The organism is Izhakiella capsodis, from assembly GCF_900115045.1.
GTDB classification, from domain to species: Bacteria; Pseudomonadota; Gammaproteobacteria; order Enterobacterales; family Enterobacteriaceae; genus Izhakiella; species Izhakiella capsodis.
This window is the reverse complement of the sequence record NZ_FOVC01000013.1, coordinates 17,407-43,952: the sequence shown is the minus strand read 5'-3', so window position 1 is coordinate 43,952 and position 26,546 is coordinate 17,407. Positions and strand designations below refer to the sequence as shown.

30 protein-coding genes and 2 pseudogenes are annotated in these 26,546 nt (G+C 41.2%); 9 read left to right on the top strand and 23 right to left on the bottom strand.

All coding sequences use genetic code 11. From position 1 onward, the window contains the following. Position 1: 1 nt before the first annotated feature. The 15 genes from sicA to BM191_RS16855 all read right to left on the bottom strand — a co-directional run bounded on the left by sicA (position 2) and on the right by BM191_RS16855 (position 14,380). The gene (gene sicA / locus BM191_RS14845; protein ID WP_092879534.1) at positions 2-544 is read right to left on the bottom strand and encodes a type III secretion system translocator chaperone SicA; all 543 of its coding nucleotides are present in this window, start codon (positions 542-544) and stop codon (positions 2-4) included. Between the two features lie 129 nt (positions 545-673). Further along, positions 674-1,786 (bottom strand): EscU/YscU/HrcU family type III secretion system export apparatus switch protein, encoded by a 1,113-nt coding sequence (locus BM191_RS14840; protein WP_092879532.1) that lies wholly within the window; start codon positions 1,784-1,786, stop codon positions 674-676. An 11-nt stretch (positions 1,787-1,797) separates the two neighbouring features. Then, positions 1,798-2,562, bottom strand: coding sequence for a type III secretion system export apparatus subunit SctT (sctT, locus tag BM191_RS14835; protein WP_092879530.1), 765 nt, complete (start codon positions 2,560-2,562; stop codon positions 1,798-1,800). 12 nt (positions 2,563-2,574) lie between these two features. Then, on the bottom strand, positions 2,575-2,829 hold the full coding sequence (gene sctS / locus BM191_RS14830) for a type III secretion system export apparatus subunit SctS (protein WP_092879528.1): 255 nt from the start codon (positions 2,827-2,829) through the stop codon (positions 2,575-2,577). Continuing rightward, on the bottom strand, positions 2,826-3,497 hold the full coding sequence (locus BM191_RS14825; RefSeq protein ID WP_092879525.1) for an EscR/YscR/HrcR family type III secretion system export apparatus protein: 672 nt from the start codon (positions 3,495-3,497) through the stop codon (positions 2,826-2,828). Before BM191_RS14825 ends, sctS begins: the two co-directional genes overlap by 4 nt. Before the next feature lie 4 nt (positions 3,498-3,501). Continuing rightward, positions 3,502-4,410, bottom strand: a complete 909-nt coding sequence (locus tag BM191_RS14820) for a FliM/FliN family flagellar motor switch protein (RefSeq protein ID WP_092879523.1) — start codon at positions 4,408-4,410, stop codon at positions 3,502-3,504. Next, entirely contained in the window at positions 4,407-5,480 is a 1,074-nt protein-coding gene (locus BM191_RS14815; RefSeq protein ID WP_143088845.1) for a SpaN/EivJ family type III secretion system needle length determinant, read from the bottom strand. The genes BM191_RS14820 and BM191_RS14815 overlap by 4 nt, the downstream gene beginning before the upstream one ends. A gap of 264 nt (positions 5,481-5,744) precedes the next feature. Continuing rightward, positions 5,745-6,101: a type III secretion system protein gene (locus tag BM191_RS14810; RefSeq protein ID WP_230479609.1), complete on the bottom strand. Its 357-nt coding sequence runs from the start codon at positions 6,099-6,101 to the stop codon at positions 5,745-5,747. Next, positions 6,085-7,380 carry a type III secretion system ATPase SctN gene (gene sctN / locus BM191_RS14805; RefSeq protein ID WP_092879518.1) on the bottom strand — a complete coding sequence of 432 codons (1,296 nt, stop codon included), beginning with the start codon at positions 7,378-7,380 and terminating at the stop codon, positions 6,085-6,087. Before sctN ends, BM191_RS14810 begins: the two co-directional genes overlap by 17 nt. Positions 7,381-7,397: 17 nt before the next feature. Further along, positions 7,398-7,805, bottom strand: a complete 408-nt coding sequence (locus BM191_RS14800; protein ID WP_092879515.1) for an InvB/SpaK family type III secretion system chaperone — start codon at positions 7,803-7,805, stop codon at positions 7,398-7,400. Between the two features lie 19 nt (positions 7,806-7,824). Beyond that, positions 7,825-9,876 (bottom strand): EscV/YscV/HrcV family type III secretion system export apparatus protein, encoded by a 2,052-nt coding sequence (locus BM191_RS14795; protein WP_092879513.1) that lies wholly within the window; start codon positions 9,874-9,876, stop codon positions 7,825-7,827. Between the two features lie 20 nt (positions 9,877-9,896). Then, positions 9,897-11,012 (bottom strand): type III secretion system gatekeeper subunit SctW, encoded by a 1,116-nt coding sequence (gene sctW, locus BM191_RS14790; RefSeq protein ID WP_092879509.1) that lies wholly within the window; start codon positions 11,010-11,012, stop codon positions 9,897-9,899. Then, positions 10,993-12,699 carry a type III secretion system outer membrane ring subunit SctC gene (sctC, locus tag BM191_RS14785; protein ID WP_230479611.1) on the bottom strand — a complete coding sequence of 569 codons (1,707 nt, stop codon included), beginning with the start codon at positions 12,697-12,699 and terminating at the stop codon, positions 10,993-10,995. Before sctC ends, sctW begins: the two co-directional genes overlap by 20 nt. A 49-nt stretch (positions 12,700-12,748) precedes the next feature. After that, a complete protein-coding gene (locus BM191_RS14780) occupies positions 12,749-13,615 on the bottom strand; it encodes a helix-turn-helix domain-containing protein (protein WP_092879505.1) in 867 nt (288 codons plus the stop codon). 597 nt (positions 13,616-14,212) lie between these two features. Then, positions 14,213-14,380, bottom strand: a complete 168-nt coding sequence (locus BM191_RS16855) for a hypothetical protein (RefSeq protein WP_177203356.1) — start codon at positions 14,378-14,380, stop codon at positions 14,213-14,215. Between the two features lie 712 nt (positions 14,381-15,092). Between BM191_RS16855 and BM191_RS14770 the strand changes: the two genes are divergently transcribed. Genes BM191_RS14770 through BM191_RS14740 form a run of 7 tightly spaced genes read left to right on the top strand, consistent with a single transcriptional unit; the run spans position 15,093 to position 19,294 of the window. Beyond that, positions 15,093-16,370, top strand: a complete 1,278-nt coding sequence (locus BM191_RS14770) for a PrgH/EprH family type III secretion apparatus protein (protein ID WP_092879501.1) — start codon at positions 15,093-15,095, stop codon at positions 16,368-16,370. Next, on the top strand, positions 16,363-16,632 hold the full coding sequence (gene sctF, locus BM191_RS14765; RefSeq protein ID WP_092879497.1) for a type III secretion system needle filament subunit SctF: 270 nt from the start codon (positions 16,363-16,365) through the stop codon (positions 16,630-16,632). Before BM191_RS14770 ends, sctF begins: the two co-directional genes overlap by 8 nt. 22 nt (positions 16,633-16,654) lie before the next feature. Next, on the top strand, positions 16,655-16,975 hold the full coding sequence (gene sctI / locus BM191_RS14760) for a type III secretion system inner rod subunit SctI (RefSeq protein ID WP_092879494.1): 321 nt from the start codon (positions 16,655-16,657) through the stop codon (positions 16,973-16,975). 2 nt (positions 16,976-16,977) lie between these two features. Continuing rightward, positions 16,978-17,745, top strand: a complete 768-nt coding sequence (sctJ, locus tag BM191_RS14755) for a type III secretion system inner membrane ring lipoprotein SctJ (protein WP_092879492.1) — start codon at positions 16,978-16,980, stop codon at positions 17,743-17,745. Continuing rightward, the gene (locus BM191_RS14750) at positions 17,742-18,296 is read left to right on the top strand and encodes a type III secretion protein (protein WP_092879490.1); all 555 of its coding nucleotides are present in this window, start codon (positions 17,742-17,744) and stop codon (positions 18,294-18,296) included. The genes sctJ and BM191_RS14750 overlap by 4 nt, the downstream gene beginning before the upstream one ends. Next, complete coding sequence (locus BM191_RS14745) at positions 18,277-18,951, top strand: type III secretion protein (RefSeq protein WP_092879488.1); 675 nt, start codon at positions 18,277-18,279, stop codon at positions 18,949-18,951. Before BM191_RS14750 ends, BM191_RS14745 begins: the two co-directional genes overlap by 20 nt. Beyond that, positions 18,944-19,294: a hypothetical protein gene (locus BM191_RS14740; protein WP_092879486.1), complete on the top strand. Its 351-nt coding sequence runs from the start codon at positions 18,944-18,946 to the stop codon at positions 19,292-19,294. Before BM191_RS14745 ends, BM191_RS14740 begins: the two co-directional genes overlap by 8 nt. A gap of 553 nt (positions 19,295-19,847) precedes the next feature. On the opposite strand, the pseudogene BM191_RS14730 reads toward BM191_RS14740, so the two are convergent. Continuing rightward, a pseudogene (locus BM191_RS14730) lies at positions 19,848-20,312 on the bottom strand (RNA-guided endonuclease InsQ/TnpB family protein); the annotation flags it as partial. Between BM191_RS14730 and BM191_RS14725 the strand changes: the two are divergent. Further along, positions 20,286-20,618: pseudogene (locus BM191_RS14725) on the top strand (transposase); the annotation flags it as partial. The pseudogenes BM191_RS14730 and BM191_RS14725 sit on opposite strands and share 27 nt — an antisense overlap. Positions 20,619-20,670: 52 nt before the next feature. On the opposite strand, the gene BM191_RS14720 reads toward BM191_RS14725, so the two are convergent. From BM191_RS14720 to BM191_RS14695, 6 genes are all read right to left on the bottom strand, one after another. Further along, positions 20,671-21,468 (bottom strand): hypothetical protein, encoded by a 798-nt coding sequence (locus BM191_RS14720; protein ID WP_143088844.1) that lies wholly within the window; start codon positions 21,466-21,468, stop codon positions 20,671-20,673. A 14-nt stretch (positions 21,469-21,482) separates the two neighbouring features. After that, positions 21,483-21,788, bottom strand: coding sequence for a hypothetical protein (locus BM191_RS14715; RefSeq protein WP_092879477.1), 306 nt, complete (start codon positions 21,786-21,788; stop codon positions 21,483-21,485). Between the two features lie 90 nt (positions 21,789-21,878). Beyond that, positions 21,879-22,592 (bottom strand): hypothetical protein, encoded by a 714-nt coding sequence (locus tag BM191_RS14710; protein WP_092879475.1) that lies wholly within the window; start codon positions 22,590-22,592, stop codon positions 21,879-21,881. Between the two features lie 140 nt (positions 22,593-22,732). Then, complete coding sequence (locus BM191_RS14705; protein ID WP_092879472.1) at positions 22,733-23,302, bottom strand: hypothetical protein; 570 nt, start codon at positions 23,300-23,302, stop codon at positions 22,733-22,735. Between the two features lie 173 nt (positions 23,303-23,475). Beyond that, positions 23,476-24,135, bottom strand: coding sequence for a hypothetical protein (locus BM191_RS14700; RefSeq protein WP_092879469.1), 660 nt, complete (start codon positions 24,133-24,135; stop codon positions 23,476-23,478). A 378-nt stretch (positions 24,136-24,513) separates the two neighbouring features. Further along, positions 24,514-24,876, bottom strand: a complete 363-nt coding sequence (locus BM191_RS14695; RefSeq protein ID WP_092879468.1) for a hypothetical protein — start codon at positions 24,874-24,876, stop codon at positions 24,514-24,516. A 585-nt stretch (positions 24,877-25,461) separates the two neighbouring features. On the opposite strand from BM191_RS14695, the gene BM191_RS14690 reads away from it, so the two are divergent. Beyond that, a complete protein-coding gene (locus tag BM191_RS14690; RefSeq protein ID WP_092879467.1) occupies positions 25,462-25,662 on the top strand; it encodes a hypothetical protein in 201 nt (66 codons plus the stop codon). Positions 25,663-25,906: 244 nt separating this feature from the next. Here the strand turns inward: BM191_RS14690 and BM191_RS14685 are convergent, their stop codons facing one another. Further along, positions 25,907-26,197, bottom strand: coding sequence for a helix-turn-helix domain-containing protein (locus tag BM191_RS14685; RefSeq protein ID WP_092879466.1), 291 nt, complete (start codon positions 26,195-26,197; stop codon positions 25,907-25,909). Positions 26,198-26,546 lie beyond the last annotated feature (349 nt).

The window sequence follows — 26,546 nt, the reverse complement described above, 5'->3', positions numbered from 1 at the left end:
ATTAATCCTCATTTATATCTGTTTTTACACAACTCGCTTCCTTCTCTCTTTTTAATTTATCAAGCGCGGAGAGATAAGCTTTTGCCTTCTGACATAATAATTTGTCGCTGCACCGCTCCAGTACAATATCAAAGCACTTTCTCGCTTGAACTGATTGGCGCAGCATTAGGTTACATTGGCCCGCATAAAACATTGGTCGGTAATCATCATCTGATAATGAATAGGCGAGTGCGTAAAAATCAATTGCCTTCGCGTAATTTTTTTTCAGTTGATGTACTGCCGCTAAACCGATGACATATTCATAATTATAAAAATCATAAACACAAAGAAAACGAAACAGTGACTCTGCATCATCCAGCTTACCAGTATGATAAAAACTATAAGCCAGATTATAAACATCTTGCATAGTTTTATTGGGAACACCTTGAATATCCTTTAAGGTAGCTCCATTATTAATGGCATCCAGTAGATTTTCAGAATATGCATCAACATCTTCACCACTCTGAAATTTTTCTTCAAAAAAAGACTCATTCTTATCAGCCATCTAGACCTCTCAGCTAGCTCATAAAAAATATAAAAAATAGTTAACCCGAACGATAACAGTGAAGAAGACACTGGCATCATAGGGTTCCGTCCCGAAAGTTAATACAAAAAAACCGTACATCACTCGCTCTTAACTGCCGTTAGATATCTCTTCAGAGCTCTCCTGGGGAGAAACATTATCACTCTCTTCAGGAGGCGCTATTTCCGTCATGCCAGCAACTTCAACTTGCTTTAACCATATAAGTATTTTCATCACATCAATTAGCGCGTCATCGTTTACAGAAATGAAGTTAAACTGTTGATAATATTTATAAATTCTTCTAGTCAATAAAATATTACGGACGACAGGTATACCCATTTTTTCCGCATAAGCAATTGCAGCTTTCGCTTTCATATTGCTGCAACGCAGAGCAATGAATGGCAGCGCTGCTATGTCTGGATTGAAATAGATTGCGATAGCAATATGCGTAGGGTTCGCCAAAATCACTTCGGAGTTTCTAACGGCGGTCATTTCTTCAACGGAAAGAATTTCCAGATGAGACTGTCGTCTGGCACTTTTAATCTGGGGATTGCCCTCAAGCTCTTTATGCTCTTGCTTGACTTCATGTTTTTCCATTTTGATATCTTTAAAATGAAGGAAGTATTCAGCGATAATGTCCGCCAGTGTCAATAAGATCGACCATCCGATGAACAAAAATACGGTTTTTTCTGCCAATAACATCCAACAGTTAATTAGACCACTAATATTTGTGCGATAGAGGACTAGTATCTGTTTGAGATATAGATGAAATAGGCTGTAGCACGTTAAGACAAAGATAAGGAGATAACAGAGCGATCTCACCAACTCTTTAACGGTACGGATGCTGAAAATTTTCTTTATGCCTTCAACAAAATTTAGCGCTTTAAAGTTCAATTTAATGACTTCCGTCGCAACAGAAAATCTCGTCTGTAGCAGTGTGCTGGTGAATCCCACTAATACACACAGAGAAATGAATGGCAGCGAAAGAAGAATAAAAATATGAGTCAATTTAAGTAAAAAAGCATTCATACTCACTTGCGTGTTGCAGCGCAGAAGCATGGTATAAAATGAGACAAAGCTTTCTAAGCTTAAGAAGTGTGTAAGAAAATAAATACCGATTAGCAAAATAAGGGTGGTAATCAAATCTTTACTTTTGAATGTTTGACCTTTTTTCGCCGAGTCTTTTCGTCGTTTACTAGTTGGTTTTTCTGTTTTTTCCGCCATAGAATTCTTTCTCAGAAGATGAACTGCTGAAAAGCTGACAAGGAAAACATCTGGAGGGTTTTCTCAGAAAAAGCATCAAAACCATAGTAAATAAAAATAAAAAAAACGATAAAACTTTTTATGGTTAAGGACAAAGAAAACGCATTTAGTTGAGGACAATAGCGTGAGAATACACCGAGTAAAATTTCTGAAAGCATCATTGATAACATGACCGGGGCTGCCAGAAGGATACTGTTTTGCATAAGCATCTGTAATATTCGTCCAACCAGTGCCCAGTGAATGAGGCCTAAAGAACTACCAATTGGAAATACATGATAGCTTTGGCTCATAACTGCTATTACTCTCTTCATACCACCACTTGAAAAAAAAATTGCGCCAAGCGTGAAGTTAAAAAAGCCAGATAATATCGAACTTTGACTCCCATTTACTGGATCAATACTATCGCTGATAGTCGCACCGCGTTGATTATCCATTATCTCACCGAACCCCATAACGACCCAAAAAGGAATACATAGCGTCATCGCTAACATTAGCCCAATAATGCATTCTTTAGTAAGAAGAATAATACAGCTCTGTTCTACTATCATTACGGTTCTAATACATGGCCACAGGCCAATAATTGTCAAGGAAATGAGCATGTTTTTGATAAGGAAATTTGATAAAACTTGCCGTCCTAACACTGGCAACATATAAAATGCAATTGATAGCCGTGTATAGGCCAAAACAAAAATCAAGACACTATGCTGAAAATAAAAATAAGATGCTAAATAATGCATATTTATTCCGTATTAATGAAATGCCATATAGAAAGACTGTGTGGCGAAATTCATCATTTCGGCAGAGAACCATTCGATTAACATAAATATACTGGCAAATACTGCCAGCATCTTCAAACCAAATGGTAACGTTTGTTCCTGAATTTGCATGACTGTCTGGAACAGACCGACAATAACGCCAACAAGAGTAGCAAAACCAATAGGGACTGCCGTTAACTTTAAAACGATAAGCAGTGCAGAATTACTTATAAAAAGAACACTATTCATGATGTCATTAGATCTGTGTACTGTGAGATCATTCCTTTTGTTAATAAAGTCCAGCCATTCATTGCCACGAATAAAATAAGTTTAATGGGAATAGAGATCGTAACCGGACTCATCATCATCATACCCAGAGCCAGTAATATACTGGAGACCACCATATCAATTACCACAAAGGGTACGTAAAGGTAAAAAGCAATTTTGAATGCGCTTTGCATTTCGCTTAATGCGTAGGCAGGCATAAGCGTCATTAGTGGCAAATTCGCTAACGCACTATCTTTTATTTCGGGTATTGGTGTATTATTTCGCTGTTGCTGGATCTGATTAAAATAGCGAATGAGATTGTGATCTGAATAGCGTACCAAATAATCACGATATCCCCCTAAACCTTGATTTAAGAGCTGCTCAACGGAGGCACCATTATTAAAGTCAATATGGTTTGACTCAATATAACTAGATATTCGTTGGCATACAGGCATCATAACAAAGGCACTCAAAATTAGCGCAATTCCATTCAGGGTTAATGTTGAAGGAACCTGTTGAATTCCCAGGGCATTACGAACCATTACCAGTACGATGGAAAATTTAATAAAACAGGTACCCCCAGCGATAAAGAAAGGCAGCAAAATAAAGAACGACAAAACGAGCATTAACGAGATATCATTACTATACATTGAACTATTCTGCCTCTTCAATGAGCCCTGGATTGACCCGATTAATCTCTACGGCAAGGGGGCCATTTTCAAGTACCACTAGCTCTCCACTAGCAAAAAGTCTTTTATTCAAATAAATTGCGATTTTCTTTTCGGCATCATGACTTAATATCAGTGAAGTACCTGCTTTGATCTCGTCCAATTCGGACAAAGTAACAGTGCGGCTATCCAGTACGAATTCAATGTTTACAGGTAAACATCCCCAATCGTTCAACGTTTCTCCTTCTTGATATACTTCATGATCTTTTGTTAACTCATTTCCCACAATAATCTCCTGGTTAAGGCCATAACTCACTTCATAAAGACGACATTGTCCAATTGCTAAATGCGTGAACATCTGGGTGATCAATAACAAATCCCCGGGGGCTAAATCTGTCAGTTGGGACAATTTAATTTGGCTGTAACCAAGAATCACCTGCAGTCGGAATGGTATATGCCAGACTGTAATCATCGGTCCGAACTGCACACCTGTATGTCCCTGAGGCCAGTCAATACAAAACAGCGGACAGGGATCGGCAGGCAGCATAAGCACTTCTTCCGGCAGGGGCTGAATACACTCCGCTATTTGCGTCACTTGCCAATCTGTTTGGTTAACCAGAAAACTAATCTGAAAACTCTTTAACCAACGAATCAGATAACTAAGAGGAACTTCGAACCAAGGGATTTCGGGAAGATGAATACCCATCTTTTCTAACCAATCATCCACGTTGAACCATGCCAGCACCGAGCGGCCTTGCTCGTCACCTAATTGCAAATGTAGATAGCGTATTGCAGGATCAAGCTTCGCGATCTCGCTGCCCGGATAGCATGCACATAACTGTGTCAATGCTTGCCGTCTATTGCTTCTCAGGCGCAAATAATCTCGCAAACTCATTCTATCTCCTCATCCTGCTGTGGATGGTTTTGCTGCTGATTCTGCTGTTGCTTTTCATCTCCCGCCATACGTGGCGGCAAAAGCTCCGGCACTGGCCCCTTCAAATGATCCATATTGCGAAGTAGGATATCTGCTGCATGGGTGTCAGACGGCAATAGCGTGATATTTGCATCGTGCAAGGGTTGGGTCGGCACAGATACTTTGACCGATGGTGAACCTGACCAACGTTGAAATACGTAATCTACTTCTAGCGTTTTCCTCTCGCTATCTGGCTTAACCGTCGGCCTGGTCGAATAAATCTGTACCTTCAGTTTCTGCAAAGTCGTAGAGTCGTTTTTACTTTTCGCTCGATCATTCTCATTCATGTGGGATGAAAACGTCTGCAGCTTTGTGCCAGTCTGAAACCCGACAGCCGCCTCTCCAACTACCTCTTTATCATATGACTGCCGACTCGCTTGATTTTTAGCCTGAGGTAATACGATCTTTCCGTTGAGTGCTGCAAATTCTGAAGGTGTTATCGCTTTAGGTTTCTCTGCTGATATATGCTCTGCCGTTGCGTTATAACCCGCTGCTGTAACTGCGTTACTCCCCCGCGCTTCAGCAGGCTCTGGCGATGTGTTATTGCCCCCCGCAGTAACGTGCTCTGAGGCTGCGTTACCCCGTCGCGGGATAGCATGCTCTGGCACTGCGTTACTCGCCGCCGCTGTAGCACGATGCCCTGGCACTGCGTCACTCCCTCGCGCTATAGCATGCTCAGGCACTGCGTTACTCGCCGCCGCTGTAGCACGATGCTCTGGCACTGCGTTACTCCCCCCCGCTGTAGCATGCTCTGGCTTAACTTTATAATTCATTGCGGATGCATGCTTTATCACTCTATTATGATTGGTTGACACGGTATTCTTTGTCATTAGCAGGATGGATTGGTGGTGCAGATGATTACCTTTATCAGACAAACTGGTTCTGGTGCTGGCGCAGAATATGGCATCTGAAATGAGAATAGATTGTTTCTCCACCTTATCTTCATTTTTATGCAAGCCACTATTTGCAGCATGATATTTATCAAGCTGCATCAGTAACTCTTGAGGAAGGATTACGCGAGGAAGTGCATTTTCTACAGTGCATTTCTTTCTTTTTTGCTTATCACTCCATTTCGACGATACATAATGATCTAATGATGAATTATTATCCACCACGCTATCTAATGTGTTTTTTGATGTTTTTACAGTTGTATCAGATAGTTGTCTTAACATAATTAGCTATATCCTGAATTTCATTTTCAGCATTGTTATCGCCGCGGCGAATATAATTAATTCTTTTTTTATTCAAAGAGTCAGTCAACTTGTGATTTTTTTTTTCAGAGAGAATATAGAGGTATTACTTTGTTGAATTTGTTGTTCAAGCTCATATTTCTCACTTTCTAACTGAGTAATTTTATTGGATATAAGTTGTTTTTTTGTTAAAAAAATACCTTGTTCTCTTATGCTCTTATAAATATACTCCCGGCTAAGTAAACCTAAATCCATACAAGCTTTTATCTGTTGATTAATATCCTCGATCTCCTGCAAATGTAGCGCTATCATTCGCTTGACTTGAGTTAGCTGATTTTCGGATTTAGCTAAACTGTTCTGCAATAAGCACTGCTTGCGATCCAGCATGAGCACATACGCCTGCCCTTTACGCCAAACTTCCATTTAAACCCTCCAGACAGGCTAATATGTCGGTTTTTTCAGACATAGCTTGCTTAAGAAATGCTTCCATCTGCTCCCTGTGGTCAAACGCTGTGTCATTATCTGGATTCTCTCCCCGATGATATTCGCCAAGATCTACAAATAACTGCATCTCTTTTTGGCGGGCAAGATAGTCTCGGAAATGTGCAGCCATTTGCTGATGCTGTGGCATAGTTATCTTTGAAAATACGCGACTAATGCTTTGCATTACGTCAATAGCTGGGTAATGTCCTTTTGCTGCTAGTTTTTTATTAAGATAAATATGACCATCAAGAATTGAACACACCTCTTCACCAATGACGTCTGCCTCTTCTTCGTTTTCAATCAGTACAGTATAGAAGGCGGTGATCGAACCAGTTGAAAAACGCCCTGCGCGTTCCAGTAGCTTAGGTAATGCTTCAAAAACCGAAGCCGGATAACCCCGGCGAGCAGGGAGTTCCCCCATGCTCAGTGCTACATCACGCAGCGCCCTTGCATAACGGGTAATAGAGTCGATAAAAAGTAAAACATTTTTACCCTGGTCACTGAAGAATTCGGCTATCGTAGTGGCCACTTGTGCCGCATTGCAGCGCTCAATACAGGGTCGATCTGAGGTAGCGTACACCAAAATAATTTGCGAGCACCGCGGGGATCGTCTCAGAATATCCACGAATTCAGAGACTTCACGACCACGCTCACCAATCAGACCTATAACATAGATATCCACTTCAGAGTGATCAATTATCATGCTCATTAAGGAGGTTTTACCGCAGCCTGCTGCAGCCAGAATACCCATTCGTTGACCCTGACCGCAGGTCAGCAGACCATCAATAGCTCTAACGCCAGTGGCCATGATTTCTGTGATAGGTTTGCGATGTGTGAAATCACGAGGCGTTCCGTTAACATCTAAAGTTATTGCAGCATTCAACCGCGGCTGCTCAATATTATCTAATCGCCCCTTGATATTTCCAGCTGAATCAATAATAGCTCCAGCTATATTTTCCTGAACATTTATACAAAAGGGTTTTCCTGTTGGTAATAAAATATTTTCACGAGAGAGTCCATGATTATCATTTAGCAAACTTAACAACGTATGCTCTTTGTTAAAACCTATGACTAAAGCAAAGCCAATTGATTTAGGTTCCTGTAAGGATTTTTGAATCTCGCAAATCTCGCCTATTCGCGCCCCGGGCAAATGTGCCTCAATTACATTTCCCTGAATGCGTAACGGATGAGCGAGATGCAACAGACATTGCTTAATCATGAAGGCAGCCTCTGTAATTAAACGAGTGCTAAACGATAGCTCTGCAGTATATCCAGATAGCGATCCAGTATAAGTAAGAAATCATCTGCAGATTGCAGATGATTATCTTTTATCTGAGCACGTAGCTCAATAAACCCATTAATAGGATATAAGCATGGTTGACCAACATAGAAATAATTTTCATCATGTTCCATTATCAGGGGAATTAAATTTGCACTATTATAAGATAATATGGTTGGTATATTTTCCATAAGTTGCGCCCAGACCCAGACTTCGTCATCGGTATTGCTAATATATATAGTTGGAATATCATTTTTCATGTTGAGTGCGATAGTAGAATGATTACTTATCTCTTCATCTATAATATTATCCATACCAAGTTTTTTTAGCGATTCTGAGATAAGCTCTACTATATCGTATTTCATTTTTTATGCCTTATTTAATTTATAAAGAAGCAATGACATCTACACTCACACCGGAGGATATGTCTCCATAGGAAAGAACCTCCATTTCCGGATAGCTGACTTCAATAATTTTTTTTACAAATCTACGAATATCTAATGATACCATTAGAATAATGTCTCGAGCATTGACGCCATTTTTTTTAATACAGTTTTCCAAACTCTTTAAAATATCTTCAGTTTCAGGTGGAGAAATATTTATGAAAGTACCATTGGACGTTTGCCTTACCCCACTGCGAATAAGCTCCTCCATTTCATGTGACATGACAAGCGTGCGAATAAGTCCATTAGAAGAAAAACGATTAGATATATAACGAGATAAAACACCTCGAACATGCTCTACTAACATAATTGGATCTTTTTCTTTCGGTGCCCACTGAACCAATGCTTCAAGTATCAAACGCATATTACGAATAGATATCCTCTCCTGAAGGAGTCGTTGGAATACCTCAGTAATACGCTGAACTGTATTATTCCTGAAACATTCTTTAAGCAGCTCGGGATATTTTCTTTCTAAATCGTCAAGCAGAGTTTTGCTTTCCTGAATACCAAAAAATTCACAAATATTATGCACCAACAGTGTGGAAAAACAAAAGTAGAACTCATCAATTGCCGGCCGGGAAAAATATCCTAGATCGTGCGCAATTTCACTACGTTCTTCTGGAATCCAATACGTCACACCATGAGCCGCATCAATCTTTTGTACACTGTCATCAATGTTCTGTAATTCATCACCACGCATCAATATCTTACACATGCCGGGTAAGACGTCGTAAGAAGCTACTTTAATTTCATTGATCGCAATATTAAGCTTTCCACGTTCCATTTGCGGATCATAATTCATCAGAATATCAGGTAAACGCACTCCATATTCAATAAAAAAGTTTCGCTTAAGTAGTGAACATAGGTTGTTCTTATTGAAATAACTTTCATATCCTTGCCAGGCGGTAATAATGAGAGGTATCGTCTCAGGGATATACTCACCGTCAATCATTACAGGTTTACTTTTCGGCGTAGGCTGTTCTTTTCCATCATCTCCCCTTGGTATTGACTCTGAATCACTCTCTTTCTTCTGCTTCATCTTGTCATGAACGAAAATGCCTAATAAAATTGCAGCAAGCAAAACAAAAACCGGAAGTGGAAAACCAGGCAGCAAACCCATTGCAATCGCTAAAACAGCTGTAATCAAAAGAATAAATTTATTTGAAAACATATCCTGCAAAATTTTAGCACCAAGATTTCTATTCTCACTGTTATTAACCCGGGTGACAATAAGTCCGCCACTGATAGAAATCAATAATGCTGGAATTTGAGCTACCAGCGCATCTCCAATGGTCAATATTGTAAAAACTGACATGGCTTGAGAAACATCCATTCCATGTTGAAACACACCAATAGAAATACCACCTATGAGGTTTACAAAAATTATTATGATTCCAGCAATGGCATCGCCTTTAATGAATTTCATTGCTCCATCAAGAGCACCATATAACTGACTTTCGGCTTCAAGATCACTTCGTCTTTTTCTTAATTCTTTTTCATCAATTACACCAGCCTTAAGATCAGCATCGATGCTCATTTGCTTACCCGGCATCGCATCCAGGGAAAAACGCGCAGCTACCTCCGCTATACGCTCGGATCCTTTAGTAATAACAATAAATTGCACAATGGTGACGATAAAGAAAATTACAAAGCCGACTACTATATTACCGGAAATAACGAATTTACCGAAACTCGAAATTATCTCTCCCGCATCCGCATTTGTCAGAACCAAGCGACTAGTACTAATAGAGATAGCAAGACGAAAAACGGTAGTAATCAATAATATTGATGGAAAGGTCGAAAAGTCCAGCACTCTGGAAATATAGAAAGAGCCAAGAAAAATGAGTAATGCCATTGTCAGATTGAGGCCAATAAGAAAATCAACCACATATGTTGGCAATGGGATTATCAACATCACAACCACCATTATCATTATGCACAAAATAATGAGTTCAGGTCTTTTGCGAATTTGTAGTGCAAGTTCATTAATCATTATTTAAACCTTTACACCGACTAAGAGTGCTGCTCATATTTTTCATTCCAGATACCTACACGCCTCTCTTTTTCATGTATTTTTAGCAGTATAAAAGCAAGATGTTCTATCGTAGCCTCATAATAGTATGAGTCGATAAAAAGAAATTCAGGGGTTAAACTAAAAATACTACGCAGCGATTGTATTACCGTACCACGATGTTTAACCAGTAAAAAGGACATGAAATTTTTACTAAAAGAATCCAGCATGGATTTAAATTTAACTAAATCTAATAATCCATAAATGTAAAGTCCAACAATATCCGCATCAACCAGCATTACATCCTTATTTCTCATCTGATCGCGAAAGGGAAATTTGGAAAATTTTTCATTTAAAAGTAGATCCAGTGTGTGAAGAGTACGTGCATCAGTAAGTTTGGCGCTAAGTGGCCCAAACTCTGAATATTGAATTCCCGGTTGATTGGACTTAATATCAGCCACTAAAGCTGATAAAAAAAAGGCCAACAAACGGGTTCTGTTCTCAAAGCCATAATCATCTATTATTTCCTTATAGATAAATCCTGCAGGCCTCTCCTGCTCCAGGAAATTAAGATAACTGTTTCGCAGATCATGCGCACTGAGTGATTTATCGCTGAAACGTCTGGCCGAACGCCCAACATTTATACCTGACCTCATTTTTCTTATATCGCTAAACTTCTCTAAATCAGCAATAGCTTCTCTTATTTTCTTTTTTTTCAACTCCGAAAGCATTCGACTGAGCAACATTTCTCGCAGCGCCAGTATCAAATCACTATCATTAATAAAATATCTACGAGCACAGTTTAATAAGTTATTTAAAGTAGTAAGCTTAAGTTTAGCCACCTCTTGTATCAGTGTAATTAATTTTTCATCGGCTTGATCGTCAACCATCGACGAAACAAAGTCGTTGTCAGTATCGTTATTTTTACGCCCTAACTTTCCAGAGCGTCCAAATTCGGAAAGTAGTTCCGCCATTTCATTACTGGAGCTGAGCATCTCCTCCAGCAAATTGAGTGACTGAACATTTTCTTCAGCATCCGTCGCAGGTTGTTCCTTATAGCTTTCTGACATGAAAACTCTTTGTCGATAATCGATACCTTCAATTCGACGGATGTCCATAACTGTCTCTTTCTTTATTTATCCCTATAGCGCTTCGTAGCATAGCAACCGTTGACTTTAAGGTTACTAACCCACCACTCACTGTACGACCTAATACTGGATTCGATTCATTAGTATCGTTCCATGTATCATCGTTTCTCAGTAACTTAGGCTGGATAAGAAAAACACGTACCATCTTTTGATGGCTGGTGTAACTATAATTAAACAATCGTCCCAGGTAAGGAATATCACGGAGTCCAGGTATCCCAAAATCGTGATGCTCATCCTCATCGCGACTATAACCGCCAACCAAAAGACTGTAATTATTGGGTACGCGGGCTTCTGTGCTTATTTGGGTGTTGCTCACTACAGGAAGTTGGTCAACATCTTGCGTATCCCCACTGTTATTTTGTTCAAGGCCGCCATCTTGAATATTGAGGATCATTTCAATTTCGTGCTGGTCCTCTGCTAAACGTGGCAGAACGCTTATCATCGTGCCATAAGTTATTGTCTTGAGCGATGCAGTACGCTCTGCTAACAGTTTGGCATAGAAACTACTGTTGTTATCAAACAGGGCTGGCACATTATCCTGGGTAAGAATTTCTGGTCTTGAAACTATTTGAGCATTACCTTTTTGGGCAAGTGCGGATATGTCTGCCAGAAAATGAATGCTGTTTTCTGGTGTCAGCGAGCTGGTATTAAACGTTACACCGTTGTTGCTAATCTTTGCTGCTCCCTGCCATTTAATCCCCAGTTCGTTAATATCTTCCTTTGAAATATCGATAATCCACAGTGATAACTGAATCTGTCTCTTAGGAACATCAATGGCTCTTACAAGATCTTCAACAAAACTAACCTGCCGTTCTGAACCCTCTACCAACAAACTGTTGGTGTCTGAATAGCCGACGATATTAATCGACTGATCAGAAGCGTTATTTTTTTCGAAAGATTTTTTTGCTACAGGTGCCTGATTTAGTGAGGACAAAAATGGAAAGCTATCACTCCGCGGCGCGGCGTCGGTCTCCTCTATTGCACCACGCGTATCATCATCAACACTGATCGTCGCGTCCGCCGGTTCATTATTTTGACCGTTGGCATGGCCAATTAATTGATTCAGTACCGTAGCGACACCGGGTATCGTGATAGTTTTACCACGCTGAGTATACTTACGATCGTTCACAAACGTATTTTTGAGTTTAATAACTCGAATAGTGGTCTCACCAGATTCCGGACGCGCGTAGGTTGCATCCATATACTTAGCTGCCGCTTGCACCAATTGGACATAAACTGGCGGTCCAGAGACATAAAATGAACCTGAATCACCATCAGAATCAGATCTCACCGGAAAGCGTTTATCATACAAACCAGTTGATTTTAAATAACCTAAAAGCGCATCAAACGGTGCATACATCAATCGTACGATGCTACTTTGTATCTCACTGGCATCATATACATATATAGCACTGCCATCGTCATACCATATCAACCCAGTACGCGTAGCCACCATTTCGAATAGCGCTGCAGGTTTACTGAGATCAAAATTACCAGATACCTGCTTTTCCGCCGCCTTACTGCTAACAATAAAGGGCTTATGCAGCTCACCGCCAATAACAAAGAAGAGCTGCTGAACACTGTTATCCTTAGCAACATAAATATTTTCATTGTCATGGAGTGACGCGTCAGCTAAAGCGGACGAGGGTAACAGCATACATAACCCCAGAAAGAGTATCTGACAATTAATAACTTTCGCCAAAAAATTATTCATGAAATAAAAAATCCAGTTTTTTAAATTCTCTAGGTGTCATACCAAAAAAAGCTTTTATCTCACTGGAAAAGTGAGATGACGAAGCGTAACCGTTATTTCCCGCAATAGTGGATATCGAACTTTCTTTATCGATCAATTGTAATACGCTATTGGCAGCGCGCCAAAGGCGTAATTGCTTCTTCGGCCCTCTGGTAAAGGCTTGCTGGCAGAGTTTTCTAAAGTAGGACTCTGAGACACCATAAACTTTACTGGCATTGTATATTTTAGTTGTGTCACTCTCTTTAAAATCATTCATTATCTGAGATAATAAAAAGTGTGAAATCCAGTAACTTTCCTGGCTTCTTACAAATGAAAACAAACCCTCTAATTGGGCATTTTTTGAATAAAGCTTAGAATAAATAAGCATATCCATAAAAGTCTTATTTTCCTGCTTGAGTGTTATAATTATGTTGCGATCATTGTGAAATTCTGGTGTACAGGCATCATCACCGGAAGATTTAACAAGAAGAGTGCTTTTTTGATCGGATTGAAAATCGAGGAAAGAAAAGAGCGTACTCACCTGCGATATAGTAATAATTTCAACCGACCACTCACCACAAAAAGATACGTCCACTCTATCCAGAGTAGCTAATAAAAAAGGCTGTCGAATACTCTCTTTTTCCAACATGCTCATGTTGCTCCCCTGAACAGGGGTGAAGGTAATTGCAGAGTCAACCGTCAATGGCCTGGCAAATAGCACGGCGTTATTTATCTCACTAACCTCACCATTTACCTTCAATTGTTGGGTAATTAGTCCAACATCATCATTGCGCTGACAGACAACTCTTTTAAGATTATGCTTAATATCGCTAACAGACATTAATATCGCTCCTAAGCAAATCGCAGGTACTACTTAGCTAATAGCAAAATTACAAACTTCCTTCAAACTAAACGCTATATGATATTCCTTCATCCTTCTTATACGCTAGATAAACAAATTAATATTAAATTGCTTATATTCTCTATTAATAATGGGGCAAAGATCATAATAAACAGACAATACATTAGATGCGAAATAATATAATGCATTACGCCCTCTTCGTAATATTCGAGCATTGGTTTAATTAATAAACCAGAAATAATTAATAAACCAATATATTTTTTATGGCATAATACAACACAGTACTCTTTCTGGGTGAAATTCGCGCATTGGCTTAATTTAAACTCGGTCTTACACCTTTCCCCATTAACTTCCGCTCATCACCAAACTGATATTGCACGTCAATGACACCGCGATAAACGTGGCAATATCATCAGTCATTTTTACCTGTTCTTGCGGTTAAGTGCTGCAGGCTTTCAACCTATCGCCCCGCATATCGATATTTCCGTGGCCCACTGCGATCTTCACTTCAAGCATCAAACCAACACGTACTGCACTTCAAAAAGGGCCGAGCACGCGCCATCCGGCCTGTTGCATTCACCTGTTGTCCGGCAGGCACAGTGGTATGAGCTTGGTCTGCTGTCGGATCAGTGCATAGCCGGGATGAGCGCCAGTACCGGCGTAAACCTGAAGCTCCAGTTTGGCGTCATTCAGTATGGGGCACTCCCCTATGACGATTAATAAGTCAGGCGCCGAATCAGCCACACGGCACCGCAACATATTGAGATCATGCGTTAATCGGTATTTCTGGCCAACTGCAAGCGGCGAACCCGACTCCTGGCGTCCTTGCAAATGCCGGGGCAAAAAAAACCGCTATTAGCGGTGCTAATGAGGGTTTTCTGTGTGAGTACCGGTAAAATACATTCGATGCCGGAACAGAATGTTTTAGTCGGCACTCTGACTTGAAGGTGTGCACCGAAATTACGTTCGCATAGATTACAGAAGTAGTGAAAAAGTGGTGGGTGCGGATACCAAAGAATCAGGTCCGGCACGTCTGAAAAATAAATTAGAGCTTAAAAGTACGCCACATCACTCTCCCCAGAATCACATATTGGTCAGAGTCATCACTGGTATATGCTAGCAAGAGAAAAAATGTGATCTGGTGATTATCAACACTAACAGAATTAAACGTAACTATTGAGATTTTTATACGATTAATAAACGGAATCACGAAACACATCGCTTTTTTTATAATTCATAGTCATGATTCGCCGAACAGATTCCACTATTTTCCATTGATGACAAATAGCAAAACCTTTGAAGCGACATGCTGGTTAAAATTAGGGGAAATACTTTGAAGCTTAATTATAATAATAGATAACCATGTCGATTAACACAGACTTTTTATAATATTTAAATTTATCATCATTAACTGCCTTAAGATAAAAACTTCGCAGCCTAAATATAAAATAGTGATATGAATGAAATAAACGATACTAAGCCTATCCCAGATGAGCCAAAAGCGTACACTCTGAAGATTCTTTTTGGCCCCATGTTCGGCTGTGAATTGCATCTTCCAGTAGGCGATTATTTTTTAATTATTACCCCTGCATTAACTCTGCAGGATGTCGACGCCGATAATATGCTTAATTTTGTCGGTGAGCATGCTGTCAGCTATACACATAACACGCTCTATATCCCTGGTAATACACCTTCACCAAATCTTGTTTTACGTCTCTCCGCCCCCATAGAGGAAGAGGAGGAGGGCAAATCTAATAGTAGCTATAATGTCGACATACTGAATGAGACAGAGTGTCATTCAACACTGCTACGCATAAACGAAGTGTTTGTGTATGAACACATCCGATTCGCTATTAAGGCAGACGATGACGAGTGGTCGGAGGATATCAAGAACTTTGTACTTAATCCTGAATTGAGTGCAGGTGACAGCCAACAGGCAGTAAAGCGTAATCATAATCTTAAAAAGCATTATATCTTGGTTGTATGTTCGATAACGCTGTTCATCGTGCTACTGGTCTCAGCAATTATGTTATATAAAATATCAGAGAGAGATCACCAAATCTTGAACCTGAACAACGCATTAAGCGGTTCGCCTACGCCCCTTGATATCGTCCGTGGGAGGAATGATAAACATCTTTATATACTGACGAACGATTATCAAACAATGGAGTGGATTCAGGAGGGGCTTTTCAGGCTGGGAAAATATCATGATGCCATTCCTGTTTTACTTTATCATGAGAAAAACGAGGTGGTTGACCAGCTAAATAATGCGGGTTATCCGGTATTGGAGATCGATTATACGCAGCCGCAGCACCCAATCATCGCGCTCTGGAAAACGTTATCAATTAAACTACAACAGCAATTAATAGCCATGACCATGCAAAAAATTCCCTTTGCTGACACTGTTAAAACAGTCGTCAAAACAAAAGCGCAGCTGTTGCAGTACGCCCAAGAGAGTCTGGCGCGTCTACACATTGATTATCGCCAGCTAAATACACCCGGAGGGTACGCTTTCATCATTCGTGGTTCCCTTAGCGATACCTCACTCACTGCATTAAATAATTTTATTACTACTTTTAATCAGCAATGGGGCAACCGTATCATTAACTTTTCCATTAATATGGATGAAAACTGGCTTGAGAGTAAATCATATCTTGACTCATCAAATGGGTATCTTTTCATAAACCCTTTACACTGGTACTTCCCTTTAAAACATGGAGATATAAATGTCTAGCATACTAAATGCAACTACATCAGCAACTGGAGATGGTTATTATTTGGGTGACGTGTCAGCTAATTTCGAAACAGGCGCTGTTACTATGATGGGCAACCTTAAATCGGCTCTTACAGACATGGAGAATGACCCTTCAGATCCCACGAAACTGGCTAAATATCAGGCCTGTCTGCAGGAGTATACGTTGTTCCGTAATGCGCAGAGTAGCACCATTAAAGCCTATTCAAGTATCGGCGCAACTATTATTCAAAACTTCCGATAAAAACTAACGACGTGGAGAAATAATGAGCCAGGTAATTAATGCGTTATCGGCACTGACCAAACTGACACCAGACAATATCGAACCAGAGAATGACTCATCCGTCATGGTTCACGATCAAAGTTTCAATAATCTGGTGTCCAGCACATTCAATAAACTCAGTGCGACGGACTCACATTTTAAAGATGTGATTAACACCCTTAGTCAAGCTCAATTTACCAGCGATCCGGGGGCACTGGTTAAGCTACAAAGTTATATCGGTGAATACAGCAATTATGTTTCCTTAGTAAGTTCGGTGATGCGTAAAGGCGTAAGCACGGTTGAAACACTGGAAAAGTCGCAATAATTATGTATAAGCATTCGCGCCCACTGATTGTAACATTGTTTAGCTTGATACTCTGCGCCTGTCACGATGAGACATTATTATCTCATCTGACTCAGCAGCAAGCTAATCAGGTACTTTCTGTACTGCAAAGAAATAATATTGTGGCTCAGAAAGATGGCTCTTTCAAAGAGGGCTATACAGTCACAGTAAATAAATCGGAAGATACGGCCGCGCTTTCCATCATTAATCAATATCAGCTGCCCTGGGCAGCTGAAGTACAAATAGCGCAAGCATTTCCAACCAATTCTATGGTGGCATCTCCTGGCTCTGAGCAGGCTCGGGTTCTCTCTCTGCAAGAGCAGCGGCTTGAACAATCTTTACGAATGATTTCTCAGGTAGCCAATGTCAGCGTTAATGTCAGCTACCTTCCTTTTAACGATGATACCACCTATCAAAAACCTGAAACCCACGTGGGAGTCCTTATTACTTATGAGGGACATATTGATGATGACCTGTTTATCTCGCAAGTTAAATCATTAATCAAAAACAGTTTTAATGATGTGCGCTATGATAATATTTCAGTAGTGCTGTTTCCAGCACCGAAGATTCAGTATGCTCCCCCAACTCAACTATCAACCCCTATCTCTGTTCTGTGGACATCTATTATATTCGGCTTAGTTCTGTGCCTCGCTTTTGCGGCGGGCTATATATTATACAAGTTCAAGTTTCAATCTCCAGAGAACAAGCAAAAGACATTAATCCAGGAGGATGAGGAGCCGATCGAATTATGATTGAAGTAGAGCAGCGTATAATGACCATTTTATATGCCCCAGCGTACTATACGCACGAAAGCTACTTGCCAGAAACATTTCTGAAAGATGATATATGGGAAGGCACGCTGATTAACTGGTGGCTATTAAAACATCTCAAGCTCAGTAACCTACCCAATGCATGGCAGCCCATCGACACTATGTTATCGCAGTTGATCGCTCAGTGGCATCTGATCCCGGCAACTGCCCATTTAATTGGTGGTTACCTGTTGAGAAACCATCTACCTAAACAAGGCGCAGTGATAATGTCAGATCCGCGTCTATTGGCATTTATCTCTCTCCCCTTACTACATCAGATAACCCTGGATGACGCATTTACCAGCCCAGACACAGTTTCTTTCGGCATAACATTTATTCTTGGGCAGTTCCCTGAACTACCTGTCGCGCTTCGTCAACGTTTTTTGTTGCACTTTCCTTCCGGGATGAAGCTTCCTCAGTTTCCCGCCCCCAAAACGCTAAATCATATTAATTTACTAAGAATGGCTTTGGTGTATGCGCACAATTACTATTGATAAGTTACCCCAGGACTTACACCATCAGGTGATAATCAAAACAGGTGAGCGCACTCGCTATCAGCGAATGGCTCAAGCGCTGGAACGCACTTTAAGTCGCTGTAGAGAAATTAATGCAGAAAATGAATTACAAATTATTGACCTGCGAAAGAAATGTGAGAAACAAGGTTTCGAGGCTGGTTTTCAGTTGTTCTTTTCCCAACTGGTGACGATGATAGATGAATATCAGCAGAAGCAGAATCAACGTCAGGAACAATTCCAACAGCATGTTATTAAAGCCATAAATAAATCGTTAAATGATCCAATAATTGTAAACCGCATTATCCATCAACTGCAGGAGCAGTGCGGTCTTCAAAAACCTCTCTATATTACTATTCCCTCCTCCGTAAAATTGCCGGACGGAGCTGATACATTAAACTATCAGTATACTGACGATAATCATATTACCGTCGAGAGCGATAAGGACGTCATTCGCTTTCCCAGTGATTCGCTCTGTCAGCAATGGTTGCAACATGCTGAAGAGAATGTCATATCGTTAGATGACGCAATTAAAAGTCTCAGCGCCGAAGTACTGCGGGATATCGCCAGAAAACTGACAGATATGAGCAACCAGTTATCTGCAACCCTTAATAAATTGGAAAATAAGTATGACTAATATCAATGGTATCGCTGTTATTCATCACTTGCAGTCATATAGCAAAAGTGATCAATCAGATCCAAATTTTAATGATAAAGTATTAAACTATATTGAAAAATATCAACCTCACTGTTCGCTTAATGACTTATTGAAACAGATCAAACAGCTTTCGCCAGACAAAAGAAGTATCACTCTGCAAAAAATGATTAATGCATTTACGTATGCCGACATCAACCTTAGAGAAGATGGAAAATATAAGAATTACACCGAAAGCACACTTGATAAATTCACTTCACAGCTATTTGATCTTAACATGCTATACAATCAGATGCTGTCAAAGGATGTTGATCAAAGCGAGTGATTCTTAAATTGATTTATTCTTGCGTTGACTCTTTAAATTTTTTAATTACCGCTGGCTCTATAATTGCACTGGCATCATTAGTTTACAATCTGAAAGGTCTGCCCATTCTCGCTGCCGCGCAGGCCGCAGCATTTTCTACATCACTTGCTCATATTTTTATTGCACGTATTTTGTGAATGAGTTCGGTCCCTACGTCTTTACACAGACTTAAAGACGATGGCAAGTGAGAACGAGGCAGGTAATACTCAAGAAAGAGTAAGGTCGAAATTAACAACATACCTGACCAGTTCATTTTAATAGTTTAAATTTAACTTTTATCACTTATGGATATCAGAGTAATCCCCATCGATGAATGTGGCTGAGGAGTGAGTTACACATAAACAGTGAGATATCTCACCCACCTATACACTTACAATTGGAGAAAATAAGTTTTATGTTCAGTTGTGTTTTATAAGAATATCATTGATGCTTTCATCAAAAATCACATATTGCATTGAATATAAGGCTCATGTGACTGCTCCCCGCCGTAAACGACGAGGCTTCCTCTCACTTCTCAGGCCGCAACCGTCTTTGTGAAGGATTTACGCTGGGCTCTATGGGCAGAGACGACGAAACCCGCCGCCTGTAATGCCAGTATCCCCTTCTGTCGGATATCGCGCGCCGCACTGATATCGTGGTCATGTTCAACTCCGCATTCGGGACATTGCCTTATACGCTTGTTCAGTGCCATTTCCAGCATTTTGTGATCACAGCTGTGACAGGTTTTCGGGCTGACGAACCCTTGATCCTGTTTCACCACATGAACACCTCTTTCTGTCGCTTTGTATTCCAGCTTTGAGATAAATCCGCGCCATCCAGCATCGCCTGTTGCTCGTGCCAGATGGTGATTCTTCCTCATATTTGCCGATTTCAACGTCTCTACAATTACCGCCTGGTTTTCGTCAACAATTGTACGTGAGAGTTTATGCTGGAAATCAGCGCAGGCGTTGGATACCCGTTGGAGTACCGTCGTAAGCTGTTTGACGGGCAGATGATCGCTCAGCTACGTGATGCTTTTGGTTCGGTTGCAGCAAAGCTGGGGGGCGAATGAGATCAGGTCCATTTGCTGATAGCGTATTCGCTAAAGCTAGCTGTCAGCGTGATGACCATTAATTTAAAATCGGTATCGTCACGCCTGCTCCGTCAGGAAAATACCCATTTGCGGATGCAGAGCAAAACCGGGCTGCTGCGGTCTCGCTCTTACTTTGCCTGTCGCGCAGGTGGTGCCACAATAGAAACGCTCAAAGCGTATGCGCTCAGTCAGATAGTTTCATCTCACCTCTGAGTCTATTCATGGTCTGAAACGCATCCAGACCATGTTGAAACTCTGGCGAAAATCACATCAGGATCATGACCTCTTCTCCGGTATGTATATTCTTCGCGATTCTGTCTGCAGGAAGTGGGGCCTCTTTAAGGACAACGACTATCCTCCTGGGTACAAAAGGAGTATCAAATTCAGGGGTTACTGCATCAGAAATCGCAATATGTTTAACCTCAAAAGTCATATCACGCTGGTAAAGGTTCTCCAGGTCTTCATTAAGAGATGCAGCTCCTTTTAGCAGAGGCTTTGATGATTCCGTATCTTCGAATTTGTAATAAACATAAGTCTTCGTCGGTAAAGGGCTAACACCTCCCTGCTCAAGATAATCGGTTGTTGAGGACACACTCATATAGCGAGGATAATTAGTCACTATATCTTTCGGTCTTATATTAACGTCCCATGGTGTAATGCTTTCACTATATTCTGAAATTCTGACGAAATCTCCATGTTGGGAGGGTAATTTGTTTAATGCTGAATCGAGAATTCTGACCATATTCCTTTCATCCTCATTAAGAGTTCCAGGATGGTCCAGTTTCATATTGAGTTCATAATTCTTATCACTCACTCCAATTGTCTTTAATTGTCTCATGCCATCACTAAAAGATTTAATATCAATTTCATCGTCAATTGCCGTCCAGCGCCTGATAGCAAGCTTTTCATTTTTGGTAAGTATAGATCCACTCGCTCCGATATCAGACTGATCAGTAAAGACACGCTCAGATTCAGAAACAAAAATATCTTTGTCGGCAAAAAGCTTGTCATATTTAGTTGCTTCAATAGGATTCTGTGTTAAGCTAACATCCCCATTTTTCATAAAACATAAGATCATCAATATTTTTTTTTGACATGTAAACGATGGCCAGTATCCATACCACCTAATCCTTTAATTTTGACATCAAAGTTTTTTGCTTTTGCTTCTCCATCTAATAAAACATTATATCGATAAACGACTGTTTCATCACTAAAAGAAGGACTCCCTGCGCATTCAACCCCTGGATTGACTAATAGTCGTCGACCGAACACACCGGGCAGGCACCAAGTGTTATCAAGGTACATTGACTGACTTAATTCTTTATCTGAAATACGATCAATAACCTCGAATTTACGGCTGCCAGCCTCTTTCTCCAGAATCACTGTATTATCTTTGCTTCCTGCAGAATAGTATTTATCGCGATAAATTTCTGTAACGGGGATGCCTGTATCTTCTCTTATCAGGTAGAGCTTTCATGTAATTTTTCCGCTTGAATCAAGCGTTGTACTAAACCCTGAGTGATGGGAGGTTACTTCTTTTAATGTTAACTCTTCATGATCAAAGGATCTCCATCTCTCCAGGCCTTTGACGCGGGTTTCAGGGTATTTCACTTTTTCTGCTCTGTTGCTCAGTTCGATGAGCTCACCTGGCTCATTTTTGATATACCGCCGCCCATAACGTTCCCCTGTTTCTGGGTTCACGCGCACGTAAACTGGCTCACCGTGAATTTCGCTAATTTTCACGGTGGGAACTTTAACTTCTGTGTGGGAAAGTTTGAGCATCTGAATTTCATCTTTTAGTATTTCCGGCAACCGGTTCAACTGAACCGAAGAGGCTATCTTATTCACCAGAGCGGCGTTTTTGTTTTCTCCGGACAGAAGTTTGACGACGCTATTGCCAAGCGTTTTACTGAAACCCGCTACGAGTTCAAGACCGGGATCCATTGATCTCAGCGTGTTTTTTCCCAGCGACGCCAGCTCAGCGGTTGTTGGCAATTTAATCCTCTCAGCGAGAGCCCTGGCCGAGGACTTAATGCCTTTCCTGCCCGCGATACGCACGCCACTGTTAAGCCCAAGAGCGAGTCCCTTGCCAAACTTTGCGCTCAGACCCACAGCCTGACCTACAGCGGGCACTAATGCAATGACATCAAGAACACATGCAGCTACGCGCTCCGAGTTTTCTTTCATGATTTCTTTAACACAGTCATGAAAAGGTATTAAACTCTTCGCTAAACTCCATACTTGCTGTATATCAGACTTATCGTTTCCTTCTATGTACAGTACATTATATAAATTATCACGATGAATTTTACCTACTGATTCACTTATTATACTGCTAAATTCTCCACTACTCGGCCAGGCAGCACTATTAACATCGATTTCAATTTGAGTAGATGACTTAATTCATAATCATTATCCCAGTTAATTTTGTATCCAGTAAGAGCGTCACCAAACAATCCGTTAGTAACATATCGTTTAACATCCCTGTCCACCCTGATAATCTTGTAACCATCATTCATTTCTTTCCCAGATTTAAGGGCATAAATTCTCTCTTCTCTATACAGTTTTACGGCAAAGATATCCGTTTTCTCCAAAAAATGCCTGGGCGGCACAAAGCGTGATTTCTCCTGATACAGATCTATAAAAGCGTTTGCAGGATAGATCTCTTTATCTGCTGACTGGATAAATAACCTTTCATTTTCCGGTAATGACCTGATTGCCGCTAGAATAATATATTTATCAACTTCAAAAAAACTATCAGCTTTATTGGCTACCAGCCTACGGTATTCATTATCTAAACTATCCGGTGCTTTTTTACAGGGTTTAGCGATGCCATTCAGATACCTTTGCCTGGCATACTCCTCTCCCTTTTCTCTTTGCTCTGCTGGAGTACGCAAAATATCAGCCCGGTCGACCAATCCAAGAGTAAGAGAAGGGCATTTTGAAATAATCTCATCGGCAATTTCTCCTTTACTGCGCCACGCTTTAGCTGCTGAAAGATAATTGTTGATTTTTATTTCGATATCCTTCTTTATTTCACTGGCTTTATGGTGGTACTGCAGATATCTGTTTAAATATAAAGGTCATTAGCGTCTTGGTTTATGTTACCTTTTTCAGTTGCGGAAGAATAAAGCGCGGGTGCAAGATAGAACCTCATCTCACTCTCTGAAATACCCTCTGTTGCAGCTGACGCCCACATTTCCTCACCCGTTAACATAGCCTCATCAAAAGTAAAGTTATCTCCTACGGTCTCTTTAAGAAAGCGAGCGCCTGCATACAGATTCGCAAATGCATAACCATTTAATGGCATTTTTTTAACCTGGGCGTTACTGAACGCAAGGAAGGACATTTGCTCCATCATGCGTTTTTTCCATATTTTACTCAATTCTGTGCGCTCAGCGGCCGTCAGCCTGACAGGACGAAAGCCTTTGATATCAGGTAACTTGTCCATCGGCAACATGCCCCTGATATCTTCGATGGTATAGCTTTTAGATTTATCCTCCTTAATTTTACTTTCAATATATTTTTCAGGACTATTTCGAAGGATATTTTCAAACACCCAATGACGAATGACATTACTGGCCTGTTCACTGGAAATATCTTCATCCTTTTCCCCACCATACAGACCGCGCCCCGAAAGTATTGCCCGTGCCAACGATTTCAACCTGTAGTCCTGCTCCACAGAACCTCTGTCGCCATCAAAGAGATAGGCAGAGGCAAAATAGAGCATTTTTTCCCTATGGTGCAATTATCTCGTTTTCTGTTATGCCCTCACGATAAAGCAGCCTATTTACACGTTCATCCGCACGATGGAGATGAGTTTTAACATGGCTTTCTTCGTGTGCCTTCCTATTATAAGGGGATCGCGACAGAAGATGTCGCCGATGGCGGCCCACCTCTTTCGGATAATCCCCATAACTAACATCACGTTCCGGCAGCCTCTCAGGACTTACGCCATTGTCGTCGTCTATTTCTACAAGAGCTGCCGGTGCAGATGGAGAGGACGGTGAGTCTGCCCCGGCTCCGGTTGGTGTGCTTCGGGTAGTGGAGTACTTAGATACAGTGACCCCCAGGGCGCTCAGAATACCGGCCCCGATCAAGGAACGCTTCAGGAGGGGCCTTTCCATCCATGTGGCACGGGCTCTTCTTCGCGCGTGTCCCTGAGTGCTATCTCCTCCAGGTATGCCTCCGCATCGCGGCGCAGAACCTCACCTGTCGCATAAACTTCCGTCGCTGCGGGTTGCTCATCATCGTTGACATAACCTGTGAAATATTTTACGAAGCTTGAGCACCTCCCGGAAAAAAAATCAAGTATTTGACTTTTGGACATGGAGAACATCTGCGCACTGTTTTTAACTGACCGCACAGATGACCGTATGGATGAATCACTGCTTTCCTGAGCAATATCATCATCCACATCATGGCTGATGACTGGATTGTAGGAAGGATGGTTTACGATGCCACCGGGCATAAGCGTATATCTCTGAGTGAGGGGAACGGTTCTTTTGGATGAAGAAAACATTAACCATTTTGATTGCAAGTTATATCAATTAACGCTCATTTAATATCGATCAGCACCAACAAGCCGGGTCTTGCTACATTAAAAAGAGGCTTAATAACACCCTGTTTACAACATAACTATGGCGCGAAAGCCTGCGGTGCTGAGTATGGAGGGATGCTGCAGTCAGATCGCCCATTGAAGCAGAAGATCATCGAGGCGAGTTCAGGTTCAGGTTCAGGTCTTAACACTATAGCGATCGCCGATCCTTAAGACGTGTAATAGTGTCAATGATTAATTTTGTTCTGTTTTAATAAATATGAAATGTTCCCTTTTACCCGTCGGCAGAGTTATTTTCAGGCTTAATTCTCCACCTAATGGTGTTACAAAGCATTTGAGCGCTGAGAATTCAGAATACTTGTTAACCTGCTCCATGCAGGCAACAGAAGGTTGTCAGATCCCCATAACAGAGGTCAGTTCGGTTTGGGAAATATTAGAGAGGGTTGAGAATTCTGGGCCACGTTAAAATTTCTACAGCGTCACCACACCAGGAACAAGGTGTTAGTCCCGGCCCAAGTTGTGGTTGTGGTTGTGGTTGTGGGTATAGCAGACCCCGGCAATTTTTCGCGTCAATTGCCACCTCACGATGTTTTTAATATCGCGAAGGTTATGATCCTGACCACGGCGAAGGCGGACGCACTTTATCCCGTGACGAGAGCGGTGCGTAAATCGTTAATCCTGACGTTCAATCAGCTGTAGTAGTTGAACAGCAACATCACGGCGATGCAGACGCTTTTCGACTACAGTCTTAATAGAGTTAACCCGGCTTAACTCTTAATCTAACATTGTCACTAGAATCAGGATGTCCTTACCACGTCAGAAAGATGCGATCCTTTATGCCGTGAAAAGTGACACTATGCTATGAGTTCTACATCTTTAGTGCGTATAATTTACGATCCGGTATATTGAAAAGGGCGCCGCCAGGCGATGTAGTCGCATCGAATTAACTGACCAGCTGCTTATAAAGAAGGGGGTTAGTATGCAACAGCTGCAGCAGTTTCTGCGCCGAACCGGAAGGACGGGCGGCGTGTGATTCCCAGCGCCTCACTGAGGAAACGCTCACTCCCAGTGCCGAAGCAAATTGTTCAACTTCCATGCCGCTTCTCTCACGGATCTTTTTGGGTTCCGGCATTACAGTTACATGAACAGCTTCCGGTAACGTTTTATGCTGGTGACTCAGGACAATTTGTTCAAGGCTGCTGAGTAACTCGGCAATCGGTTCTCTCGTTTCCACGCGGCACTCCTCACTAAAAGAATAGTCAGCGGAAAGACCTGATACAGGTCCAGATAATACTGGTCGGGATCGTGCACGGAAGCTTGCCAGAACAGGCAGTGCATAGATGAACGCCAGACTTTAATTATGAGTCTGATACATCATTCTTGCGCCACTTTTTTATACCTTTTTTGCCAGTCAGAGCAACCTCATGAATTAGCGGAAAATTACTCACATCGACCTCCTTTTAAAGAAGGCCCAGCTTATCAACACGAGGTGGCAATCCAAATAAATCACATGAAAGGTCGATATCATGACAATAATCCGGATATTCGTTTTATTAAGATAGAAGTGTCGCTCGCAGTCATTT

Excerpts from the sequence above, each read along its gene's own strand:
- BM191_RS14695 (WP_092879468.1), bottom strand. The coding sequence starts at position 24,876 with ATGCCCGGTGGCATCGTAAACCATCCTTCCTACAATCCAGTCATCAGC.
- BM191_RS14770 (WP_092879501.1), top strand. The coding sequence starts at position 15,093 with ATGAATGAAATAAACGATACTAAGCCTATCCCAGATGAGCCAAAAGCG.
- BM191_RS14795 (WP_092879513.1), bottom strand. The coding sequence starts at position 9,876 with ATGATTAATGAACTTGCACTACAAATTCGCAAAAGACCTGAACTCATT.
- sctN (WP_092879518.1), bottom strand. The coding sequence starts at position 7,380 with ATGATTAAGCAATGTCTGTTGCATCTCGCTCATCCGTTACGCATTCAG.
- BM191_RS14745 (WP_092879488.1), top strand. The coding sequence starts at position 18,277 with ATGCGCACAATTACTATTGATAAGTTACCCCAGGACTTACACCATCAG.
- BM191_RS14700 (WP_092879469.1), bottom strand. The coding sequence starts at position 24,135 with ATGCTCTATTTTGCCTCTGCCTATCTCTTTGATGGCGACAGAGGTTCT.
- BM191_RS14840 (WP_092879532.1), bottom strand. The coding sequence starts at position 1,786 with ATGGCGGAAAAAACAGAAAAACCAACTAGTAAACGACGAAAAGACTCG.
- BM191_RS14810 (WP_230479609.1), bottom strand. The coding sequence starts at position 6,101 with ATGGAAGTTTGGCGTAAAGGGCAGGCGTATGTGCTCATGCTGGATCGC.
- sctJ (WP_092879492.1), top strand. The coding sequence starts at position 16,978 with ATGTATAAGCATTCGCGCCCACTGATTGTAACATTGTTTAGCTTGATA.
- sicA (WP_092879534.1), bottom strand. The coding sequence starts at position 544 with ATGGCTGATAAGAATGAGTCTTTTTTTGAAGAAAAATTTCAGAGTGGT.
- BM191_RS14720 (WP_143088844.1), bottom strand. The coding sequence starts at position 21,468 with ATGAAAAATGGGGATGTTAGCTTAACACAGAATCCTATTGAAGCAACT.
- sctC (WP_230479611.1), bottom strand. The coding sequence starts at position 12,699 with ATGCTGTTACCCTCGTCCGCTTTAGCTGACGCGTCACTCCATGACAAT.
- sctW (WP_092879509.1), bottom strand. The coding sequence starts at position 11,012 with ATGGACATCCGTCGAATTGAAGGTATCGATTATCGACAAAGAGTTTTC.
- BM191_RS14825 (WP_092879525.1), bottom strand. The coding sequence starts at position 3,497 with ATGTATAGTAATGATATCTCGTTAATGCTCGTTTTGTCGTTCTTTATT.
- BM191_RS14815 (WP_143088845.1), bottom strand. The coding sequence starts at position 5,480 with ATGCAGCTTGATAAATATCATGCTGCAAATAGTGGCTTGCATAAAAAT.
- BM191_RS14800 (WP_092879515.1), bottom strand. The coding sequence starts at position 7,805 with ATGAAATACGATATAGTAGAGCTTATCTCAGAATCGCTAAAAAAACTT.
- sctF (WP_092879497.1), top strand. The coding sequence starts at position 16,363 with ATGTCTAGCATACTAAATGCAACTACATCAGCAACTGGAGATGGTTAT.
- BM191_RS14740 (WP_092879486.1), top strand. The coding sequence starts at position 18,944 with ATGACTAATATCAATGGTATCGCTGTTATTCATCACTTGCAGTCATAT.
- BM191_RS14750 (WP_092879490.1), top strand. The coding sequence starts at position 17,742 with ATGATTGAAGTAGAGCAGCGTATAATGACCATTTTATATGCCCCAGCG.
- BM191_RS14820 (WP_092879523.1), bottom strand. The coding sequence starts at position 4,410 with ATGAGTTTGCGAGATTATTTGCGCCTGAGAAGCAATAGACGGCAAGCA.
- BM191_RS14710 (WP_092879475.1), bottom strand. The coding sequence starts at position 22,592 with ATGAAAGAAAACTCGGAGCGCGTAGCTGCATGTGTTCTTGATGTCATT.
- BM191_RS14780 (WP_092879505.1), bottom strand. The coding sequence starts at position 13,615 with ATGTCTGTTAGCGATATTAAGCATAATCTTAAAAGAGTTGTCTGTCAG.
- sctS (WP_092879528.1), bottom strand. The coding sequence starts at position 2,829 with ATGAATAGTGTTCTTTTTATAAGTAATTCTGCACTGCTTATCGTTTTA.
- sctI (WP_092879494.1), top strand. The coding sequence starts at position 16,655 with ATGAGCCAGGTAATTAATGCGTTATCGGCACTGACCAAACTGACACCA.
- sctT (WP_092879530.1), bottom strand. The coding sequence starts at position 2,562 with ATGCATTATTTAGCATCTTATTTTTATTTTCAGCATAGTGTCTTGATT.